We start from the raw sequence: 19,436 nt of genomic DNA, 5'->3' as shown, positions 1-19,436 counted from the left end.
CAATGTTCATTCGGGTCACCGCGTGACCCGAGGAGGCTGTTGCCGTCTGCAGACAGAGTTTCTATCGGCTGGCCCGAGGGGATGACACGTCTCCAAAGCGCAGCGCAGATCGCAGTGCCCTTTGCACGCACGCCCCCACGCGCGCCCTATTGTACTTCGGCCGCACGCCAACAGTTCGCGACGGTAGCGTTGCCGCGCGACAACCTGGAGTAAAATCATCGTGACCGACGCCACCGCCAGTCTCTCAGAATTTACAAGTAGTCTGCAACTAGTAGACATTCCAAAGCCAGTGCGTGATCGCGTAGCTATCCTCGCTGTCGATGCGATCGGCATTGCGATCAGAGCCCGCCATGATGTAGCTCTGACGACGCCCCTGCTGCAAGCTATCCGACGTCTGGGGCTTACGAGCGGTTCCTGCTCTGTTCTCGGCGACCTTGACACATATTCGCCCGCCGGCGCGGCGCTTGTCAACGGTACTCTGATTCACTCACTCGACTTTGACGATACCCATGCTGCGGGAGCTCTGCATCCCTCCGCGACGGCTCTCGCCGCAGCTCTTGTTGCTGCGGAGATGGAACACGCCTCGGGCAGCGAGGTGGTCACCGCTGTCGTAGCTGGCTATGAAGTACTCTGCCGGCTCAGCAAAGCGCTCCAGCCTGCCGATCATTACGATCGGGGATTCCATCCCACAGCAACTTGTGGAGCGTTTGGAGCCGCGGCGGCGGCTGCAAGGGTGATGCGCCTCTCTCCGGAACAGGTGGCCAATGCATTTGGCATTGTACTCAGTATGTGTGCCGGCTCAATGCAATTCCTTGAAAATGGGGCGTGGACCAAGGCTTTTCAGGTGGGGAATGCCGCATCAGCGGGGCTTCTGGCTGCGACCATGGCACGTGAAGGCTTCCACGGCGCAGCACGAGCCATCGACGGTAAAAACGGCTTTCTACGCTCCTACGCACCGGCGCCGGAAATTGAGCAGGCAGTCGCTGGCCTTGGCGATACATGGGAGACCATGCAGATCGCTATCAAGCCCTATCCAGCGTGCCGGTTCGCGCATTCAGTGATGGACGCGATCATAGATCTGCGTGCCGAGCACAAGCTGACTCCGGATCAAGTGGTCGAGATTTCCTGCGGCTTGTCACGCAAGGCGATCGACCTCGTAGGGACTCCCATCGAGCGTAAGCGGCTGGCCTCCACCACTGTGGAAGGACAGTTTTCCGCCCCGTTCCTTGCGATGGTAGCTTTGACCGAAGGCAGCATGGGATGGGACAGCTACGCGCGCCAGCTTAAGAACGTAGACATCCTCAGTGGCATGCAGAAGGTATCCGTTGAACACGATGACGAGGTCGAGGCGCTCTTTCCGCATCGTTTTGCCGGATCGGTAAAGTTGCGACTGGCGAACGGCACGGAGCTGCGCCGCTTCATCGCCAATCCCAAGGGCGAACCTGATAATTTCGTTTCCCACAACGAGATAAAAAATAAGTTCGTTGACCTCGTAGTTCCGTATCTTGGTGAGAGGTCGGAGATGCTATTCGAGCAGATCTTGGATTTGGAGAACGCCCGCATCGGGACACTGATGTCGTCAACGCGACCGGTGATGAAGCTGGGAAAGATGTGGCGCAGTGGCTGATGGGATTATCAGAACACTATTCTGTAAGCTATAAATACTATTGCTATCAGAACGAATGCCGAAAATTCGTGTGGATAACATAGTCGCTTAACTGACGGCGGCTTAGGTCGAGCTGATCGTCCTGCTCGTCACGCTTTCGATGATTAGCTCTGTGGTAGATTTGCTCTTCTTACTGATCTTGCCAAGGGGATTTAATAATCAGTATCGAGGGATTGGGGGGGTATGATTATTATTTGTTAAAAATGTATTGATGTTGGCTTTATACATTCTTCGCTATTATATTCTTGCCTTCATAGTTTATTATTGAGGTACTCAATAAGTATGTCGATGGGAAAGTTGAGTTTCAAATTTTATTTTCGCCTATCCTTGTGTGGGACATAAATTTAAATGTTGATTACTAGAAATGAATCTCATCTTGTAATTATCGATTTTCAAGAGAAACTGGTCCATGCAATTTGTGATTCAGAAACGCTCATAAAGAACGCCGCAATTCTCCTTGAAGCAGCCCACGAATTGGAGGTGCCAGTGACAGCATCAGAGCAGTATCGCGCTGGCCTCGGTCCGACAGTCTCCAGTTTGGCCGAACATCTCGAACCGGGTGCGACGATCGAAAAGGTCGAATTCTCGTGTGTACGTAATGCCGAGCTTGCTGCACGGCTTTCAAAGGCAGATCGCATGCAATTCGTCCTTTGCGGAGTCGAGGGTCATATTTGCGTGCTCCAAACGGCTCTTGAGTTGAAGGCGGGAGGTGCGCAGGTGTTTGTGGTGACGGATGCAGTGGGCACACGCCGCCCCGAAAGCAAGGAGATTGCGCTGCGGCGGATGGCAGGAGCGGGCATCGTTCCCGTCACCACTGAAATGGTGCTGTTTGAATGGCTGCAGAGCGCAGCGGCGCCGGCCTTCCGGCGCGTGAGCCGTCTTATCCGTTAAAGAATCGGCGAAACGGCAACGCGACCGAATGTGAGGTGTGTGTCGGTCAAGAATGTCGAGCAGCGGTACTGGCGTTGCATCGTCACAGCTTCGTGAAGGCGCGTACAGCGCAGGCCGACCAGACCCGCGGGGTGCTGGCCGAGTTTGGATTGGTGGCGGTGTGGCATAAATGACGGCTCTGCTATGGCGAGCGACGCAGGCTCAGCTTGTGGCCCTCTGTTAATTTTCGGCGAAATTGTGTAGATTCTCGCCTTTTGCCGAGAAGATGCTCAGAGACGAAGGTAAGCCGAGCGAATCAAAGATGTCTACTGCGTCAAGAACTGGAAGGGCTACAACACTGGCAAGTCTGCCATTGCCAGGAATAGCAGGCAGGATGGGCTAATACGCCGTTCTTGCAGAAGCCAACTTAGCGTAGTAGTATAGGAAACTACGAATGTGTGCCGAGCGGGTAGAACTATCCAACCACGCACAATCGGTTCGGAGCGGTATGCTCTGTAGGTGGCACTAAAATGGACGAAATATCCAGCCCAGTCGGACTACGTGCTGGCATGTTGATGGGCCAGACTTGGGATAGGTGAAGCCATGGATATTCGGGAACTGCGGTGCTTTTATTATGTAGCCGATCTAGGTGGCGTTACTAGCGCTTCGGCTTTTCTCCATGTGACACAGCCTGCTATCAGTAGGACGATCAAGGCTTTGGAGGAGGAACTCGGCGTAGCTCTATTCGAGCGCAATGGTCGCGGGTTGACGCTGACGGAGGCCGGTACCCACTTGTTCGGAAAGGCCCAGCAAATTTTTCGAGCAATCGAAGACACCAAGCGCGAGGTCGCGAGTTTCGCCGGAATTGTGAGTGGCGACGTGACCCTTGGCGTGCCGCCCTCGCTGTTCGCCGTCACGCCTGGTCTTTTGACCCGCTGCCGGGAATTGTACCCCTATATCAACATCCGCCTGCTCGATGGGTTTAACGGCTATTTACAAGAGTGGCTGTTAGCAGGTAGGGTCGACGTTGCCATTCTCAATGGTCGCGCATCCGATCTTGGAAGGTATAAAACGGCACATCTTGCCACTGATCGCCTATATGTGATCGGTTGCCCGGACCCAGGGAACACAGGCGCTCCGTCTGTGCCGCGCGAGATAGCTTTTCAGTCGCTCGGGGAGCTTCCGGTGATCTTGCCGACACGGATGAGTGCCACGCGCAAGTTGATCGAGGAAGCTGCAATCGACGCATCCGTGCAGATCACGCCAGTCCACGAATTGGATTCTGTCGCCGCGATTAAGGAGCTAATTCTCCGCCGAGAGGGTGTTGCGATACTTCCATTGGCTAGCATTGCCCGTGAGTTGGAGACAGGACTGCTCTGGGCGGCACGTCTGACGCGCCCCGAAGTCCAGCGCGAACTGGTGCTCGCCACATCCATTGACCGCACGAGTAGCAAAGCCGTGAGGGCGGTTCACGATGTTATCCTGAAGGACTTTCGAACGGTCGTGGATTCTCTGAATTTCTCACTGGGCTTTATTTGATCCACCCCCGAGATTTCCGGGCGGATCAATGTAGGTTCACTAGACAGGACGCGGCGTGGAGCGTCCCTCATGAAGTGGGGTGCGATCTTCCTGGCGCACGACTTCTACCCGGCGGTACTCGTTCCCGGTTGCCGCATTCAATGTGTTCGATTGCCAGGAATCATCGCGTTAAGCAGCAAACGTTGAAACGCGCAAGAGCAAGATATCGTCAACGGCGTTACGGTCGATGGCCAAGGCAAAGACCGTGGTCTTCTGCGTCGTGTAGCCCGAGCCGTCATCGGACAGCCATTCGATTTCCGCTGGTGTTTGCAGCGCATTCCCGAAGCGATTCTCGACGGCCGCCAGCATCACGTCTCGAACCACATCGCCGCTGTGACCGCCGGTCGTCTCCGCCCATCTCATCGCCTCGCGGTCGCAGCAGTCCAGCGCGAACGTGACCCGCAGCGGCTCGCCGTTGTCGCAGCGGAACTCGAAGCCGTCCGAGCACCAGCGCTGGTTGCTTTGTGCCACCGCGACCTTGCCTTCATGCCTGCGCCGAGGCTTTGGAGGGCGCTGCCTTGCGTTGCAGGAGCGGCCAATGCGTACGCATGACCCGGTAGACACGCTTGGCATTGACTTTTGGGGCGCCTTGGTATTCCCGTTCTCGACGCAGTACGCCCCAGACACGGGGATAACCGTAGCTCGACAGGTGGGCAACGGCGCCACGAATTTCTTCCACCAGACCACCATCGTTGGTCTGCCGAGCACTGCGCGCATCCCACCAATCCGCCGGCCGAGCCCGCTTCGCTGCCACATTCGAGCGCGCGACACGGAGGACATCGCAGACCCGCCTCACAGGTTGTCCCCCGGCAATGAGGGTGAGCGCGCATTCCATTTTCGCGACTTCATCACCTTCCCTGCCTCGCGCAGAATCTCATTCTCCATGGTCTTCTTGCCGAGCAAGCGCTGAAGGTCGCGGAACTGCTTGAGGGCGTCGCTGAGTTCGGATTCCGGGATCACTTCCTCACCCGCACTGACCGCAGACAAGCTCCCGTCCTGGTACAGTTTGCGCCAGTGAAAGATCCGGTTCGGATTCACGCCATGCTGGCGTGCCACCATCGAGACGGTCTTACCTGGCTCGCAGCTCTCGCGTACTAGCGCGAGTTTCTCTTCCGGTGTCCAACGCCGCCGACGCTCCGGGCCAGTAAGCACTTCCATCACTTCCTGCTTCATTCTAGTCATAAACACAGTCGTACGCCGACCCGCTATTTTACGTGGGTGACTGTGTCCGGAGATTCAGGGAGGGCTGCTCCAATCCTGCTTGTCATCACATCTCTCCTTGCATCAGTTTAACCCCAGCAAGGGATTTGTTTCACGGGGAAAAGTCATAATAAGTTCAATATCCACATCTAATGCTACGGGCTAGCACCGGCTGAGACGCCGCGGTTACCGGCTGCGCGACCGCCACGCAACACATAGACATTTGGTATGAGGGTCATGTGGAAGCATTGCTCATGTTGTTCTGCGCGCGGTATGAACTGGCCGCCGTCAGCGGTGGCGCTGGCGCCTGAATGTACTGTTCAGGACCGAGCAGTACGTCATGTTATCAGACATGGCTACTGGACCTGCAGTGCTCGATTCGAGTCAACTTCTGCGCGTCCAAGGTTAAATCAGTTAGGCTAAGTTGGCATTTGACTTGTACCACGGCGCCAACGAAACTGCCTCCATGCTCTGGATCCATCCCGATGGCAAAGTCTTCAAACCGCTATCGTCCCAATTTTTCTCGCGAAGAAGGACTGACCCTATGTCTGCACCGACCGCTTTAACGACGAAACTCCCAGATGTGAAGGCACCCGGACTCATCATCGCACCGTTGACACCATTTTGCGACGATTTGACGGTAGATGTGGAGCGCCTCAAGCGCGGCGTTGACTATGTGGTTGATGATTGCGGTGCTGCCATGGTCATCGCTGCCGGTGTCGAGGCGCAGGAATATCAGTATCTCGATATAGAAAGCCGCAAGCGCTTGGTTGGCCACACTCTCCAGTTAGTCGACGGGCGTTGCCCCGTGACTGCTGGGGTGTCCCATCCATCCTTGAAGACAGCAGTTGAACTCGCCGACTTTGCTGCGTCTGAAGGGGCGTCCTCAATCCAGTTGCTTGCGCCGCTGCGGCCCTTCGGCGGGGCTCCGACACCTGACGAAGTGATCCAGTATTTTGAGGCGGTTGCCGCGGAAACGGATCTTCCTATTGTAGCCTACCTCAATGCCGGGCCCGGCGCCGACTTGAATGCCGAGGCCACGATCGCTCTGGCACGAATCAATAAAATAAAGTACCTCAAAGAAAGCTCACGCGATATGACACGCGTGGCGCGCCTAATTGTAGAAATCGAAGAAGCGGGGCATGCGCGTTACTTCACGACGATGCAGATGTTACTGCCAACGCTAATGCTGGGAGGCTCCGGCGTGACGTTGCCGCCACCGGCAGCTCGATTAGCACAATATGTCATCGCTGCTTTTACCCGGGGCGATTGGACAGAGGCTGCGCGTTTGCAAAAACAGTTCGCCCTTTGGCCCGCGCGTTGGATGGGATATGGTCTAATGCCCGTCATGAAGGCATCCATGGATATTCTCGGAATGCCCATGGGCTCTCCTTATCCACCTTATGCACCGTTGCCAGCCGTAGCCAGGATGCAGCTAGAGGCCTATCTAAAGACGACAGATTTATACACAAACCATGGATAGGTCTTGAATAATTTTATTCAAAATGAGGGTCCTGTTGCATAAATCGAGTTTGAAGACAAAGGACCGTCTGTGATCTGGAATTCATGCAATACGGACGTACTGAGGGCGGGCAAGCATTGCCATGCGATTCAGAACGCCCACGCGGATCGCCACCTCGCTCGCCGGGGTGCCGACTTCGTGCGCCCAAAGGCAATTGCCCGTGGGCGTCTTGCGGCGGTACATCAAGGTCTCGACGAGCGAACGCCGGTGATAGCCGCTGGACTTCTTCCAATCGCGCCCGCTAATTCGCTCGATGGCGTCGATAGCCTCGTTGCGCCATGCGACGCCGGGCATCCTCTCCGGCCAGGGCATCGCCCCTTCACGTGGCGGAATCGACGGTTGGGCACCACGCGCGGCAATTGCTTGATGTCGTACGCGCTGTCGCCGCGGATAGTGTCGATTGGCGTGTCAGCGGGAATCTGATCGAGGAGTTCGGGCAACACATCTGCATCGCCGACGTCCTGATGCGTCATCCAAGCCGCACATATCTGGTCGGTGTTCGCGTCCATTGCCAGATGCACCTTGTGGCAAGTGCGGCACTTGGAATAGCCGTGCTTGCACACCTTCCATTCGCCTTCGCCGTAGAGCTTTACCCCTGTGCTGTCAACGACAAGATGCACCGGCTTGCCGCTGTCCAGGGGCGGCAGCACTACAGATTCTGCGCGGCGACTCTGCGTCGTGTAGTTCGATACTGGCAAGTCGGCGAAGGCAAGCTGCGAACGCTGTGGGCAAGGCCCTGAAGGGCGCGCAGCGGCTGACGAAACGCCTGCTTGCGTCCGAGCAGCGTCTGAATCATGGCGTCCGAGTACACGCAAGGCCGGGCTCGATTGCGTGATTCAGTCTCAGGTTCCTGTTTCAGTACGCCTTTGTCGATCCACATGGTCAGGTCACCTCTGGTAATCAGCCCAGCGTTGTATGCCGGCCAGTTCCTGACGCGGTAGACCCCCTTAGGCTCACGCGGCTTGTTTTCGTCCTTGCGCAGAAACAGTGGATGTAGACCCCGCCGAGCCGTCGTGCCAGTGGCCTTGCAACAGTTGCACGACGGCTGCGACAAACGCGAGCGGTACTGCGATTTGCCAGCCGATGTTGTCCTGCGCGATCGCGGTGCCGATGCTTCCGACGGACACCTGCGCTTTGACGGCCAGCGAGGTCGCCACCACGCTGCGCGCCGGCAGGTTCGTGTAGCGGCCAGGCGCCGGTACGATGACAAAGCCGACTCCCACGCGAGGTAGGCAGCTGAGCAGTCCAGACACGGGCCCATCGAACCTCATGTCCGCTCCGCCGATCACACACGCGCCCGGTACATGACGAACTCCTCCCTGAAATCGAGAGGGGTGCCAAGGGCGGTTGCCGACCCCTCAGTGACCAGGCAGTCAGGTGCAGCGCGAACACGAGTAGGGGACCGGCGAGGATGCCGCTGCCGGCATCCGGTCAGCGCGAGGATGATGCCGACCGCCAGGCAGAGCAGCACAGAGAGCGAAGGATCCATGAGTGGCTACCGGGTGATAGTCGGCTTGGCCAGCCATTCGCGCCCCTTCAGCATGGCTGACCAGTATAGCGGCGGCAACACGTGCGTCTTCAGCAACCAGGCGAGACGGGAAGGATGGGTGCCCTCAAGAAGCCAGCGCGGGAAGGTCGGCGCCAGCTTGCCGCCGTAGGTAAACTCCGCCAGCACTATCTTGCCGCGAGCCACTGTTAGCGGGCAGGAGCCGTAGCCGTCGTAGGTCGCCGTGCCGCTCAACTGGCCCAAGCTCGCCAGGATGTTATGCGCGACCACCGGCGCCTGCTGGCGGATTGCTGCAGCAGTCTTCGCATTGGTGGTGTTGACCACATCGCCAAGCGCGTACACATCATCGAAGGTCTTGTGGCGCATCGTGGCGGAATCGACGTCCATCCAGCCTGCCGCGTCGGCGAAGGCGCTCTGCCGTATCAGATCCGGCGCCACTTGGGGCGGCACCACGTGAATCATATCGAACTCACTCTCGACAGTCTCGCTGGTGCCGTCCGCAAGGGTGCGCCGCAGCGTTGCGCGGCGGCGCGGCCCGTCGATGCGCTGCAGCTGGTGACCGAAGCGCAGGTCGATGCCATACTGATCGACATATCGCATTAACGCGGGGACATAGTCGGCAACGCCGAACAGCGAGGCGCCGGCATTGTAGAACTGCACGTCGATGTGGGGCAGCAGTTGGCGGTGCCGCCAGGTGTCGCAGGCCAGGTACATGGCTTTCTGCGGTGCGCCCGCGCATTTGATTGGCATGGGCGGCTGGGTGAAGAGTGCCTTGCCGCTGCGCAACTTGCGGATCAGTTCCCATGTATAGGGCGCAAGGTCGAAGCGATAGTTCGACGTCACGCCGTGCTTCCCGAGTGCGTTAGCCAGTCCGTCGATCGCCATCCAGTCGAGCTTAAGTCCGGTACAGACTGCCAGCCGCTGGTAGCGGAGGTCTTGCCCGCCGGGCAGGTGGACCAGCTTGCGATTTGGGTCGAACCCCAGCGCGGGCGCCTTTACCCAGCGCACGCCGGACGGCATCACCGAGGCCATGGCGCGCGCGGTCTGTGTAGGCTTGAATACGCCGGCACCCACCATGGTCCATCCTGGTTGGTAGTAATGCATCTCGGCTGGCTCGACGATAGCGATGCGCAACATTCGCGTGCGTGCCAGCAGGCTGGAGGCCAGTGCGATGCCGGCGGCGCCGCCGCCGACGATGACCACATCGTGGTCATCGATGGTCGAGATGCCGGTGTGGTTAGTGATAGACGGACCTGTATGCGTGTTTTGGGAGGCTTCCATTTGGGGGCGTTGTTTGGAGTGTAGTAGGAAACGGGAACGACAGCAGCGGATGGGGCGTCAGAGCGCATCCAGCGGAATCTTCAGATAACGGATGCCGTTGCTTTCGGCTTCCGGCAGCGCGCCGGCGCGCATATTGACCTGCACGGAGGGCAGCATCAGCGCAGGCATATCCAACGTGGCATCGCGTTGATGGCGCATGCTAGCGAACGCGTCCTCGCTGACGCCGTCGTGCACGTGGATGTTGTGCCGGCGCTGATCGGCTACCGTGGACAGATGGCAGAATGGCCGCCCTCCCGGGCGGTAGTCGTGGCACATATAGAGCGCGGTGTCGGGAGGGAGGCTCAGAACGCGCCGAATCGAGCGGTAGAGTTGGTGTGCGTCGCCACCGGGGAAATCGCAGCGCGCGGTCCCGTAGTCGGGCATGAATAGCGTGTCGCCGACGAAGGCATACTTGCGTTGACCATCGTCGATTACATAGGTCATGCAGGCAGGCGTATGGCCGGGGGTGTGCAGCGCCGTTACTCGTAAGCCGCCGATCGCGAAGTTGGCGTTGTCGGGAAGTAGGTGGTCGAACTGGCTGCCATCCTGCGCGAAGTCGTTGCCGGCATTGAACAGCCGCCCGAAGGTGTGCTGCACCGTGATGATGTGCGCGCCGATGGCGGTGCGGGCGCCGGTTTTGGCCCGTAGGTAGGGGGCGGCCGACAGGTGATCGGCATGGATATGGGTTTCGAGGATCCAGGTTGGCATTGCCCTGAGCGCAGCGATGCGCGCGAGGATACGATTCGCGCTGTGGGTTGCCGTCCTGCCAGATTTGGCGTCGAAGTCGAGCACGCTGTCGAGGATGGCGCAGGCACGGCTGGTCTCGTCCAGAATCAGGTAGCTCACTGTGCTGGAAGGCTCGTGGATGAAAGCCTCGACTGTCAGGAGGCTCTGGATGGTATTGTCAGCTGCCAATTTCGTCTTACCGGAAAGGAATTGGCGTACTACAATCCAAGTTTCGTGCCAAGCTCGCCCGCGCACGGTTGTGCGATCTGAAAGCCTTTGTTCTATAACGGTTTCCGGCAGTGGTGAGGTAGCTATGGGGCACGCGGCAGGCCGGCTGCTGACAGACCGCGAACTGCCACCGGCATAGTTGTCAGTGTTTTGGCAGTCGGTGGCAGTTAGCCGATTCGACGCCTGTCCATTTCCACCACGCTTCAGCTCGCCACAACGACATTTCTAGCCATGCCTCTCCTCACAAAGGCCGAACCAGCGCAGCGCGTCCAGGCACTCGCTTCCTACCTACAGCACGAATCTCTTCCATCCATCGTGTTGAGCCTCGACTACACCATTCTGGCCGTCAATACCGCCTACCAGCAGCAGTTCTCGGCGGGCGAGCAGTATGTTGGGCGCAAATGCTACGAGGTCTCGCATCACTACAGCGTGCCTTGCGACCAGGCCGGGGAGCATTGCCCGATGCGCAAGGCGCAGGAGACCGGCGAATCGAACCGCGTCGTGCACGTTCACCACACGCCGCGCGGCACTGAGCACGTCGATGTGGAGCTACGCCCCATCTTCGATGACACGGGAGAAATCGAAGGCTATGTGGAGCGGCTGCATGCGGTACGCACGGCCTCGCCCGATGCCAGCGGCGACGGACTCGTGGGAGCGTCGCCAGCCTTCAATCATGCGCTGGAACAACTGCAACGAGTGGCGGGTGCCGATATTCCTGTGCTGCTGCAAGGCGAGTCCGGCACGGGCAAGGAGCTGTTCGCGCAGGCGGTGCATGCCGCAAGCAAGCGCGCGGGCGGTCCCTTCGTGGTGGTGGATTGCTCGGGCTTGTCCGAGGGTCTGCTCGAGAGCGAGCTCTTCGGCTACGAGAAAGGTGCGTTCACCGGAGCCACGGCCCGCAAGACCGGCCTGGTGGAGACGGCTGAAGGCGGCACGTTATTCCTCGACGAGATCGGCGATGTGCCCCTGTCGATGCAGGTCAAGCTGTTACGGTTGATCGAGTCTCGCACCTATCGGCGCGTCGGCGCCGTGGAGCCCCGCATGGCGAACTTCCGACTCGTGGCCGCCACGCACAAGCCGCTGGGCGAGATGGTCGGCGCGGGTCTGTTCCGCAAGGACTTATACTATCGCATCAATGCCTTTCCGATTCGACTGCCCGCGTTGCGCGAACGGGAGGGGGACGTCGGTATGCTGGCGCAGTCCTTGCTCCGTAGGGCAGAACCCGGCGGGTCAGCGCTCTGCCTCGATCCCGAGGCGCTTTCGTGCCTGCGCGCTTACGATTGGCCGGGCAATGTCCGCGAACTCAGGAACGTGATCGAGCGCGCCGTGCTGTTCGCCGATGACGGCGTGGTGCGGATCCGGGATCTACCGGATGCCGTTCAGAGTACTCGGCGTCAATTCGACGCGACGCGCTTAGCCTCCAGTCCGCATGAAACGGAGGGCGCATCAGGACGACGGCGCAGACTGTCGACCGAGGAAATCCAGCGGTTGTCAGCCGATTTTGGTGGGTCGAGGAAGGATCTGGCCAAGATTCTGGGGCTCAGTGAGCGCACCTTGTATAGACGGCTCAAAGGAAGCGGCAGAGCTTAGGTCAGACGCTGTTCTGACTCGCAGGGAAGTCGGGGGATTTCGTGCGGACGAGCCGACCACCTCGACAGCAAGCCCCCGCCACTTTGTTCCATGGGTTATTCTGGGTTCTTATATGAACGCGCCTCGTCTTGCTAGGTGAACGCAAGGGTCAGGCTCGACAGAGGGTTGGTTGCAGACTTCTACATGGTCCCATTCATCTTTGCCAAATGGCTTGCTCTATGGCTCGACAATCTGCCGATACTTGACCAGCTGGACGGTTGCATAGGCACGCAGCGAATGGATATCGGTTGCGTTGCCTGACCACGAGCCCACATACACAATCCCCGCCCTCACCTCCGGAGATTGATGTCAGGACGGGAGTGGCCTGTCCAAACTTTCTCGAACCATCCGAGCCACTGTTGCTAATAGCACCGACGCACAGGCCGTACGTATATAAGCAATCCATCTCCCGCGACCGTTGCACGCCGGTGTTCATGGACGTGCATAACCTGTCCAACAAGAACTACTATCCGGCGTCGAGGGGGAACCTTGCGAAGGCCCTGGTACCAGTTTTTATGTACCTTAGGCCGCTGGCGGGCCCCGATGAGCCGCTTGCGACCGGCAACGCAAACTCTGTTCGCGTTGTCGGTCCAGGAGTGACGTGTCGGAAGTACGATGGCGGCTAGATACCGGAGGCAGACTGCCATCTGCTATTAGAGTAGATGGTCGCTTTTGAGAGCCGAGCTGAAAACTCACCTCGCCTAGAAACTTTACTACGCAAAAATAGCATTTTTACTATACCACTTCACGCGTAGCAGGTCTGGGGAGAACGCGTGATGGGAGTGTCCTCCGAAAAGATCCTAGCGAACGATGTGTACTCGTGTGCCTGCGCGTTAGGTACCCAAGACGACTCGTGCCACCATTCCGATGGCAATCACAGCTGCGACTAGTGCGAAGCCTTGTTGAAGGCTGTTCCCGCTTAGTTTGCTGGCAGCGCGTCGACCGGCTAACATGCCCCCCAGGGCGCCGGTGGCGAACGGTACGCCGACGTGCCAGTTCATGTGCCCTGCAATCGCGGTAGAGACGACCCCGGAAGCAGATACTAGCGTGATGACGGCCAAGGATGTTGCGACAATGACGTGCATCGGGGCGTTAGTAGCTTTCTTGAGCGCAGGAACGATGACAAAACCTCCGCCCACGCCAAGCAAGCCAGATAAGAAGCCGGCGCCAATTCCCGAGAGTGCGAGGGCACGACTGCAGGAAGCGGTCCAGAAAAAACGGCCAGTAGCGCTATTCAGTTGGCAAGGAGGTAAAGACCGACCGGATTCTGGCCGAGGAGTTCGATTTGCGTGTGCTTGCATAAGCATCCGGAGTGCCACGAACGCAAGTACCAACGCGAAAATCAAGGTCAACGGGCCGTTCGGCAGACGGTGAGCGAGCCAAAGACCGATGGGTGAGAAGAATGTACCGGCTACAGCCACTACCACGGCGGCCCGGTAGCGCACGATGCCCGCACGAAACCCCATCGCGGCGCCAACTGCTGCGGATAGACTGACCGCAAGCAAGGCGACTGGCGCGGCCTCTGCAAGGGTTAGATGCAAACCGAATAGTAGTAGCGGTACTGCGAGAATTGCGCCGCCTGCCCCGGTCAGCGCCAGGATGACACCGACTACAGCACCTAGTGCCACACTGCTGACAATGATGTTTTCCATTGATTTTGTTGTTGCTCGACGTTGTGAATGAGAGAGCCCTCTAGCGGGCCAAGCTCAAGCGGTCCGCATTCCCGTGCTTATTGTTTGCGCGCACGGGAGCCATTTCCGATCTTTGAGCATATCCGCTCGCTGATGGCCGTTTGGCCGCCCAAGCGCAATTGCAGGTAGAGAGTTGCTGAGATGGTCAGCGTGTACATGAGTTTCCACGACGCACGAAACTGTGGCGCCCAGCGCCCGCACGCAACCGACCATTTGGTCGGCGCTATCTGTCGTGGTGCGACTGGAGCTGGGGTCGTAGTCGAGTACGCGATTAATGATGACGCGATGGCGTGACTGTTCATCGAGGGACTGTGATAGCTGATGGTGCTGGTACGCGCAAGGCGAGGGGCGGGTGAAGTGGAATGCGCTGCCATGAGCTGCCTGCCATAAAGTAATCGGGCTATCACAGCATCAATTTCTGTGCCTGCCTTTTATCTGTGACCCGACTGAACCTATTTCGCCGTCAAAACAGGGATATAGAACTGCAATCGAAGCTCACGGAAGGTCATGCCTTGGCAACCATCGTGACTACGTTGCTGCCATTGGCAGTGAATGGCGGTCCATGGCAGTGCGCTCGGCCACAGCGATGGCAGACTACAAGCGCTTATCCCTCCTATGGGCGAGAGCCCCGTAGGACTAGACAGGGCGATCCATTTGACAGCAAGGCTCAACGTGCACAGCGCATCCAAACTAATAACCAACTAATAGGTGGTTGCTCACCTCTGTGGCAGAGGTTGGTCGCCTATCGGGGGGCTGCCTGCGAGTTGAGCATTAGCCTATTCCGGCTTGGCTACGAAATAGTCGGTAGATTTTCTCTTTTGACGTGTTCGCTGTTAGAGCCTGTTTCAAAAAGAGCAGTTGGGTACTGTTAACTTGAAAGCGAACCTGTTAACCTCGTCCGTTGTGACAACAGGACAGAGGGGATGGGCAAGCCGATCATCGACGAACGAACTATGGGCACTGCTCGAACCGCTTTTGCCGCCAGCCAAGCCGAGGCGATTCCGGTATCCGGGTCGCATGCCGGTGTCGGATCGGGCCGCATTGACCGGCATCCTGTTTGTGTTGAGAAGCGGCATTCGCTGGAACGAACTGCCCAGCGAAATGGGTTGCGGCTCCGGAGTCAGTTGCTGGCGCCGGCTACGCGACTGGCAAAGCGCGGGGGTATGGGATCTCCTGCGCGAGATCCTGCAGGCAGAGCTGCGTGCGGCCGATCGTATCGATTTCTCGCGCGCGATCATCGACTCCTCTTCAGTTCGTGCGGTTGGGGCGGGTGGGCCAAAAACAGGACCGAACCCTACCGATCGCACGCGACCAGGTTCCAATCACCACGTCGCCACCGACGTCAACGGCACGCCGATCGCGGTCATCCTGACCGGGGCGAACCGAAACGAAATTACCCAACTCCTGCATCTGATCGAAGCGATTCCCGCTATCCGGGGATGCCGAGGCCGCCCTCTGCGTAAGCCAGGTCGAATCTACGCCGATCGCGCCTACGACCACGACAAATACCGCCGGCCGCTGCACGCCGCTGGCATCCCAACTTCGATCGCCCGGCGCGGTCAACCAAATGGCAGCGGTCTCGGCAGGGTTCGCTGGGTGGTAGAGCGCACCCATGCCTGGCTACACGCATTCCGGCGTCTGCGCACCCGCTTCGAGCGTCGCGCGGACATTCACGAAGCCTTTCTCAAGCTGGCCTGCTGCCTCATATGCTGACGTACCCTTCAGCGCGGGGAGCCTTCATTTTGAAATGAGTTCTTAGGCCCAAGCGGTCGTGTTTGACGCGGCACCTAGTGAAAGCGTTGAGACAACTCGTCTGCTCTTGCAGCCAACTCGGCTCAAGCAAGCGGTCCAAGCTGGACAGAGCACCGCCGAGCATTTTCGAGTATTCCCTCCAAAATGATGTGCGATAACGAACGTTGGGAAGGTGCGACCAAGCCAGCCACAGCCCGATGCCGGCGAGTAGCCGAGCGAGGTGGGCGGAGGAGGCAGTGATGAATGAGGCGAAGTCGATGCGTTGACGCCGGCAGGCCAAAGCGATGAGTTATACCCGGAAGCTTGAGGTCATCATGAAAACCTCCGAACACGTAGGATGTAAAATACATCGCCGACGAATTGGGATCCGTGATTGGCGACAATCGGCAGCCCAGCCCGGCCCTCGACGTGATCTTCTAGATCGAGAATATTTCTGGCTGCTTCGACGTCCACAATGCCCAACTGCTCCTGCGGCCGGTCTATTTTTTCAATACTCACAATCTTTGAGCGATTTTGCACAGCATCACCCATGCGAAGCGGCTCATGAAACTCGAACTGTCCACCTGCCCACATTCACCGCGGCCGGTCAATGGGAGGCAAGAAGCTTTGGCGCGTGCAGGACCATTGCGTCCGATCTCGTACTAGCGATGTAGGGGAAAAATGCACCACTGCCACAGCGGTGGCAGTGGTGTATTCACGCCAGGGCGCTCATCTGACTCATCTGGAGTCGCACGCAGCGCGGCAAAGGGGGTGGGATAGATACGTCGTCTATCACTTCGGTGCGACCAATTCAGTCGGTTATGGTGTAGACGCGTTCACGTCAATTATGGCCAGCAAAAAGTACTCAATTGGGTGGGGGTCCACCAAGGCTATTCAGATTGAAAATGATGGATCGATGCGGTGAAGCTTGCGAAGCATGCCAGGCCACTCTACGAGCCCCATCGGCCGTCTCGTCCGCGGTAGATAGTTTTTGTACGTTTCTTCGACGACTTGTTGTGGGACTGGCACCACTTCACTGTTGCACGACAAAGTTGCAATCTGTGCCTGACAAACTTGCTCGAATCGATGCATGGCATTAAAAGCTTCGGGCACCGTCGCCGTCGCTACCAACAGCCCATGATTGCGAAGCACCATGTATGCACCGTCGCCCAAATCCCGGAGTAGGGTATCCTTTTCACGCTCGTCGAGGACGATGCCTTCGAAGTCGTGGTACCGCGCGCCCACGAATCGCATCGCCGTCTGGGTGAGCGGAAGAATTCCACACTTCAGAGCAGAAATCGCCATTCCAGCGACGGTGTGGGTATGAGCAACACAGCCGACGTCTGGTCTACCCTCGTGAATCGCACTGTGGATAACATAGCCTGCGCGATTCACCCCATAGTTCAAAGCACCGAAGTCGGGTGTGTACAGCACCTTCCCATCAATATTTACCTTCAATAGGCTTGAGGCCGTAATTTCATCATAGTGCATGCCGAACGGATTGATTAGAAAGGACTCCTCACCAGGTACCCGGACAGATATATGATTGGCAGCTTTATCGGACAATCCATAGATGTCGAATAACCGATAGCAAGCGGCAAGCTCGACTCGCGCCTTCCATTCCTCTGGCGATACTTGATCACGAATCGACGGAATTGCAAGTGTGGTTTCAAGGTTCATACGTTGCTCCGAGTCAGGGCAGAAGGTTGCTAAGAGATTTCCCTTCACGCCAACGCTGCAGATTGTTGAGGAAGAGTTCACCTACGGCTTCGTAGTGCCCCGCCGTATGGCTTGCCGTGTGCGGAGTGATGATGACGTTCGGCAGGCCCCAGAGTTCGGAATCTGCTTCGAGAGGCTCGAACTCTGTCACGTCGAGGAAGGCACCGCTGATGTGGCCGTCCTTTAGTGCAGCGACAAGGTCCGGTTCGAGGACAACTCCACCTCGCGCAACGTTTACGAGTCGTGCACCACGCGGTAATTTTGCGAGAGTTGCAGCATTTAAGAGCCCCTTCGTTTCGCTGGTAAGAGGACAGGCCAGGACAACAGAATCTGCGTAGGAGAGAGCCAGGCCGAGCTCAGTGAACGGGAAGGTGATGTCGACATGCGGGCAGTCTTCAGAGGAACGGCGTACGCCTATCACGTGCATTCCAAAGGATCGGAGCAGATGGGAGATCTTCGTGCCGACCGGACCAAGGCCGATGATGACCGCCGTCTGTCCATTAATATCTTTGGGTGCTTGAGAACCGTTCAGAGGCTGCCAAACTTTGCGACGTTGCGCGTCCATAAGCTGTGGAAACTTCCTCGCCAACATAAGCAGACCCGTTACGGCCATATGTGCTACGGGCACGGCATTGGCCCCAGAACCGGTGGTCACTAGTACGCCCCGCCCCCGCAATTCAGAATAGATTGGCCGATTAGCTCCAGCGGCATGGATTTGCACCCATTTGAGGCTCGGTACATTGCGCATGACATTATGAAAGTGGATCAAGCTGTCTGCCATTTTCGACTTAGTGGAGTGTCCCGTGACATCGCGCGTTAAAAAAGCGATATCGATCGATTGGACATCGTTCGAGGCACGAGCATCTTCGGGGTCGACGAAGAGTACATCGATTCCGGACAACACTGCCCGGATACGTTCGCCGAAAGCGGTAGCCGCCGTTCGAGACAGGAGCAGATGAAGCGGGGATCCCGAGACGGTTCCAGAAGAATTTGTATTCATTGCCAAAGTGCGCCGAGGAGATGCGAGTTCTATCCGTTTCGCACAATTGATTCGTTCTAAGGATTAACCAAGGTTCTCTTTTTGGCAAGAACCGTCATGATGCGAAATTGTTCCTTCAACATGGTATCAAATGAGTCTCCGGCGTTCGGATTGTGTCCAGCAGTCTCCATAGCACGGATGACCTCAGGTTTGCGGAGAACCTTGCGGGTAGTTTCAAATAGCGTCCTGTAAACGTCCCTAGACAATCCCTTTGGCGCAACCAGTCCCGTGAAACCGTCGTAATCTTTGTATCCCAATTCATGGAGTGTCGGAACATTGGGCAGGACAGTGAGGCGTTTGGATGCCGTAGTCGCTATACATCTGAGCTTCCCGGTCTGGCACAGTTCCGCGACTGCAGAAATGGATGACCATGTGTAATCGATGCGTCCTCCAATCATGTCCACTGTCACAGTGCCCGCCCCCCCGGAGTACTGAACAGGCTTGATCGTCATCTTGACCTCATCGTGGAACTGGTCGGCTGCCAATAGAGGCCCCAACCCGACGACACCGAAGGTGATCTCGTTCTTCTTTGAGTAGACAATTAGATCTGCGACCGACTTGATCTTGGAATCGTTAGAGACAGTTAGTACATAAGGGACGCTTGAAACTTGCGTAATAGATTCGAAGTCGTTGAGGAACTTATACGGTAAAGGAGTTGTCCCGACCTCGTTGACCAATTGGCTACTGCTTGCTAACAAGATCGTGTATCCGTCGGGCTTGGCGCGCGCGGCGTAGGTTGTCCCAATGATCGTGTTGGCGCCAGGACGATTTGAAACTAGTACAGGTTGCTTTAACTCGTCAGACAGGCCCTTGGCAACAGCACGTCCTACCGCATCCATGGATGCACCAGCTGCGAATGGCACTACGAGCCAAATTTGGTGATCAGGGTAAGAAGCAGCCGCAGCCGCAGCTGCAGAGCTGCAGATAGCGGCAAAGGCTGCAAAGGCTGCAACGAAGCGTATCTTTGGCGTGCGCATGGATATGTCTCCTGTGTTATTTTTCTTTGTCGACCC

14 protein-coding genes and 2 pseudogenes are annotated in these 19,436 nt (G+C 57.6%); 6 read left to right on the top strand and 10 right to left on the bottom strand.

What is annotated here, in order from left to right:
• Positions 1 to 220: 220 nt before the first annotated feature.
• The 3 genes from AC1Q7Q_RS31635 to AC1Q7Q_RS31625 all read left to right on the top strand — a co-directional run bounded on the left by AC1Q7Q_RS31635 (position 221) and on the right by AC1Q7Q_RS31625 (position 4,075).
• Positions 221 to 1,627: an MmgE/PrpD family protein gene (locus AC1Q7Q_RS31635; protein WP_492371426.1), complete on the top strand. Its 1,407-nt coding sequence runs from the start codon at positions 221 to 223 to the stop codon at positions 1,625 to 1,627.
• Positions 1,628 to 2,014: 387 nt separating this feature from the next.
• Positions 2,015 to 2,557 carry a hydrolase gene (locus AC1Q7Q_RS31630; protein ID WP_492371427.1) on the top strand — a complete coding sequence of 181 codons (543 nt, stop codon included), beginning with the start codon at positions 2,015 to 2,017 and terminating at the stop codon, positions 2,555 to 2,557.
• 582 nt (positions 2,558 to 3,139) lie between these two features.
• Positions 3,140 to 4,075 carry a LysR family transcriptional regulator gene (locus tag AC1Q7Q_RS31625; RefSeq protein ID WP_492371428.1) on the top strand — a complete coding sequence of 312 codons (936 nt, stop codon included), beginning with the start codon at positions 3,140 to 3,142 and terminating at the stop codon, positions 4,073 to 4,075.
• Positions 4,076 to 4,300: 225 nt separating this feature from the next.
• On the opposite strand, the pseudogene AC1Q7Q_RS31620 reads toward AC1Q7Q_RS31625, so the two are convergent.
• Positions 4,301 to 5,272 (bottom strand): annotated as a pseudogene (locus AC1Q7Q_RS31620) (IS3 family transposase); the annotation flags it as partial.
• A 586-nt stretch (positions 5,273 to 5,858) separates the two neighbouring features.
• Between AC1Q7Q_RS31620 and AC1Q7Q_RS31615 the strand changes: the two are divergent.
• Positions 5,859 to 6,797, top strand: a complete 939-nt coding sequence (locus AC1Q7Q_RS31615; protein WP_492371429.1) for a dihydrodipicolinate synthase family protein — start codon at positions 5,859 to 5,861, stop codon at positions 6,795 to 6,797.
• Positions 6,798 to 6,878: 81 nt separating this feature from the next.
• Here AC1Q7Q_RS31615 and AC1Q7Q_RS31610 read toward each other — a convergent pair.
• The 4 genes and pseudogenes from AC1Q7Q_RS31610 to AC1Q7Q_RS31595 form a co-directional block, all read right to left on the bottom strand.
• A pseudogene (locus tag AC1Q7Q_RS31610) lies at positions 6,879 to 7,818 on the bottom strand (IS5 family transposase).
• Positions 7,790 to 8,107 (bottom strand): hypothetical protein, encoded by a 318-nt coding sequence (locus AC1Q7Q_RS31605; protein ID WP_492371600.1) that lies wholly within the window; start codon positions 8,105 to 8,107, stop codon positions 7,790 to 7,792. The pseudogene AC1Q7Q_RS31610 and the gene AC1Q7Q_RS31605 overlap by 29 nt, the downstream one beginning before the upstream one ends.
• 224 nt (positions 8,108 to 8,331) lie before the next feature.
• Positions 8,332 to 9,624: an NAD(P)/FAD-dependent oxidoreductase gene (locus AC1Q7Q_RS31600; RefSeq protein ID WP_492371430.1), complete on the bottom strand. Its 1,293-nt coding sequence runs from the start codon at positions 9,622 to 9,624 to the stop codon at positions 8,332 to 8,334.
• 57 nt (positions 9,625 to 9,681) lie between these two features.
• On the bottom strand, positions 9,682 to 10,560 hold the full coding sequence (locus tag AC1Q7Q_RS31595; protein WP_492371588.1) for an MBL fold metallo-hydrolase: 879 nt from the start codon (positions 10,558 to 10,560) through the stop codon (positions 9,682 to 9,684).
• 288 nt (positions 10,561 to 10,848) lie between these two features.
• On the opposite strand from AC1Q7Q_RS31595, the gene AC1Q7Q_RS31590 reads away from it, so the two are divergent.
• The gene (locus AC1Q7Q_RS31590) at positions 10,849 to 12,204 is read left to right on the top strand and encodes a sigma-54 interaction domain-containing protein (protein ID WP_492371431.1); all 1,356 of its coding nucleotides are present in this window, start codon (positions 10,849 to 10,851) and stop codon (positions 12,202 to 12,204) included.
• Between the two features lie 872 nt (positions 12,205 to 13,076).
• On the opposite strand, the gene AC1Q7Q_RS31585 is transcribed toward AC1Q7Q_RS31590, so the two are convergent.
• Entirely contained in the window at positions 13,077 to 13,895 is an 819-nt protein-coding gene (locus tag AC1Q7Q_RS31585; protein ID WP_492371432.1) for a sulfite exporter TauE/SafE family protein, read from the bottom strand.
• Positions 13,896 to 14,857: 962 nt separating this feature from the next.
• Between AC1Q7Q_RS31585 and AC1Q7Q_RS31580 the strand changes: the two genes are divergently transcribed.
• Positions 14,858 to 15,647, top strand: a protein-coding gene (locus AC1Q7Q_RS31580; protein WP_492371433.1) for an IS5 family transposase whose coding sequence is annotated in 2 segments (ribosomal slippage) — positions 14,858 to 14,881 and positions 14,883 to 15,647 — 789 coding nt in all. Because the reading frame shifts where the segments join, the coding sequence is not laid out codon by codon here.
• 351 nt (positions 15,648 to 15,998) lie between these two features.
• On the opposite strand, the gene AC1Q7Q_RS31575 is transcribed toward AC1Q7Q_RS31580, so the two are convergent.
• From AC1Q7Q_RS31575 to AC1Q7Q_RS31560, 4 genes are all read right to left on the bottom strand, one after another.
• A complete protein-coding gene (locus tag AC1Q7Q_RS31575) occupies positions 15,999 to 16,217 on the bottom strand; it encodes a hypothetical protein (protein WP_492371434.1) in 219 nt (72 codons plus the stop codon).
• A gap of 342 nt (positions 16,218 to 16,559) precedes the next feature.
• On the bottom strand, positions 16,560 to 17,345 hold the full coding sequence (locus tag AC1Q7Q_RS31570) for a class II aldolase/adducin family protein (RefSeq protein ID WP_492371435.1): 786 nt from the start codon (positions 17,343 to 17,345) through the stop codon (positions 16,560 to 16,562).
• Between the two features lie 13 nt (positions 17,346 to 17,358).
• A complete protein-coding gene (locus AC1Q7Q_RS31565; protein WP_492371436.1) occupies positions 17,359 to 18,384 on the bottom strand; it encodes a D-2-hydroxyacid dehydrogenase in 1,026 nt (341 codons plus the stop codon).
• A gap of 56 nt (positions 18,385 to 18,440) precedes the next feature.
• Entirely contained in the window at positions 18,441 to 19,400 is a 960-nt protein-coding gene (locus AC1Q7Q_RS31560; RefSeq protein ID WP_492371437.1) for a Bug family tripartite tricarboxylate transporter substrate binding protein, read from the bottom strand.
• Positions 19,401 to 19,436 lie beyond the last annotated feature (36 nt).

The sequence above is a fragment of the Cupriavidus sp. GW823-FHT07A04 genome (genome assembly GCF_058794615.1).
Note: the sequence above shows the minus strand (reverse complement) of the source record. Positions and strands in the feature narration are given on the sequence as shown.

What these genes read in the sequence shown, in the direction of transcription:
- AC1Q7Q_RS31630 (WP_492371427.1), top strand. Translation starts at nt 2,015, where the DNA reads ATGTTGATTACTAGAAATGAATCTCATCTTGTAATTATCGATTTTCAA.
- AC1Q7Q_RS31625 (WP_492371428.1), top strand. Translation starts at nt 3,140, where the DNA reads ATGGATATTCGGGAACTGCGGTGCTTTTATTATGTAGCCGATCTAGGT.
- AC1Q7Q_RS31615 (WP_492371429.1), top strand. Translation starts at nt 5,859, where the DNA reads ATGTCTGCACCGACCGCTTTAACGACGAAACTCCCAGATGTGAAGGCA.
- AC1Q7Q_RS31605 (WP_492371600.1), bottom strand. Translation starts at nt 8,107, where the DNA reads ATGAGGTTCGATGGGCCCGTGTCTGGACTGCTCAGCTGCCTACCTCGC.
- AC1Q7Q_RS31600 (WP_492371430.1), bottom strand. Translation starts at nt 9,624, where the DNA reads ATGGAAGCCTCCCAAAACACGCATACAGGTCCGTCTATCACTAACCAC.
- AC1Q7Q_RS31590 (WP_492371431.1), top strand. Translation starts at nt 10,849, where the DNA reads ATGCCTCTCCTCACAAAGGCCGAACCAGCGCAGCGCGTCCAGGCACTC.
- AC1Q7Q_RS31585 (WP_492371432.1), bottom strand. Translation starts at nt 13,895, where the DNA reads ATGGAAAACATCATTGTCAGCAGTGTGGCACTAGGTGCTGTAGTCGGT.
- AC1Q7Q_RS31575 (WP_492371434.1), bottom strand. Translation starts at nt 16,217, where the DNA reads ATGGGTGATGCTGTGCAAAATCGCTCAAAGATTGTGAGTATTGAAAAA.
- AC1Q7Q_RS31570 (WP_492371435.1), bottom strand. Translation starts at nt 17,345, where the DNA reads ATGAACCTTGAAACCACACTTGCAATTCCGTCGATTCGTGATCAAGTA.
- AC1Q7Q_RS31565 (WP_492371436.1), bottom strand. Translation starts at nt 18,384, where the DNA reads ATGAATACAAATTCTTCTGGAACCGTCTCGGGATCCCCGCTTCATCTG.
- AC1Q7Q_RS31560 (WP_492371437.1), bottom strand. Translation starts at nt 19,400, where the DNA reads ATGCGCACGCCAAAGATACGCTTCGTTGCAGCCTTTGCAGCCTTTGCC.